Annotated in this window: 2 pseudogenes; both read right to left on the bottom strand. The window is 49.7% G+C overall.

Annotation, left to right across the window (positions count from 1 at the left end):
• Nucleotides 1–196: pseudogene (locus tag HMPREF3066_RS04895) on the bottom strand (SEL1-like repeat protein); the annotation flags it as partial.
• Nucleotides 197–336: 140 nt separating this feature from the next.
• Nucleotides 337–429: pseudogene (locus tag HMPREF3066_RS13720) on the bottom strand (hypothetical protein); the annotation flags it as partial.

The raw sequence follows: 429 nt of genomic DNA, 5'->3' as shown, positions 1-429 counted from the left end.
TGACCGCTTCGGCATAGTCTTGGCGTACGCCTCGTCCGTTTTCATACATCACACCCAAATTATATTGGGCATAGGCATATCCCTGTTCCGCCAACTGCAGGGTTTGCCGGAAATCCAATGCGTCATCCGCCCAAACTGCCTGATTCAAACCCAAAGCCAGCAATGCGGTTGCCAGTAATTTTGTCAAATGCTTCATTTTAATTCTCTTATGGTTTTAAAAACGTTCATGTATGGGCGCGTGGTATGTGCTCGAAATCTTCATACCGTCTGAAAAACGGATTTCATTCCTATTGTTTCATGACGGCTATTTGTGTGCAGCCTGCACTTTCAAGCAGCCTACTTCGCCCCCTTAAACCCGCGTTTCAAATGCACCATCAGCAACGCCACCGCCGCAGGCGTTACGCCGGAGATGCGGCTGGCTTGGCCGAC

It is taken from the genome of Neisseria sp. HMSC03D10 (assembly GCF_001807625.1).
Lineage (GTDB): Bacteria > Pseudomonadota > Gammaproteobacteria > Burkholderiales > Neisseriaceae > Neisseria > Neisseria mucosa.
This window is presented reverse-complemented; position numbering and strand designations above follow the sequence as displayed.